This is a genomic window from Methanorbis furvi, assembly GCF_032714615.1.
Taxonomy (GTDB): domain Archaea; phylum Halobacteriota; class Methanomicrobia; order Methanomicrobiales; family Methanocorpusculaceae; genus Methanocorpusculum; species Methanocorpusculum furvi.
Window position 1 is genome coordinate 1 of record NZ_JAWDKA010000025.1, and the last position, 549, is coordinate 549.

Annotated in this window: 1 protein-coding gene; it reads left to right on the forward strand. The window is 57.0% G+C overall.

Annotation, left to right across the window (positions count from 1 at the left end):
• A partial coding sequence (locus McpAg1_RS09625; protein ID WP_338095087.1) for a molybdopterin-dependent oxidoreductase occupies nucleotides 1–549 on the forward strand: 549 nt, incomplete at both ends.

The window sequence follows — 549 nt, forward strand, 5'->3', positions numbered from 1 at the left end:
CGCTGATCAAAGACAAAGCAACCGGTCAGTTCAAAACCGCAACCTGGGACGAAGCACTCGCTGTCGTCGCAGAAAACTTCGCCAAGTACAAGCCTGACGAGATCGCTGTCATCTCCTCTGCCCGCTGCTGCAACGAAGACAACTACGCAATGCAGAAGTTCGCCAGAGTCGTTCTCAAGACTCCGAACGTCGACCACTGCGCCCGTCTCTGTCACGCCCCCACCGTCGCCGGTCTCAACATGGTCTTCGGCTCCGGAGCCTCGACCAACTCTTTTGACGACCTTGCCATCACCGACTGTCTGTTCATTATCGGCTCCAACAACTTCGAAGCCCACCCGCTCGCAGCCCGCAGAATGATGCAGGCCAAAGCCAAAGGTGCTCACGTCATCGTCTGCGACCCGCGTATGACGCCTACTGCCAAGCAGGCCCACCTGCACATCCAGCACTACCCGGGAACCGACATCCAGCTCCTCAACTGTCTCATGAAACAGATCATCGAGCGTGGATGGGTTGACGAAGAGTTCGTCAAAAACCGTACCAACGGCTACG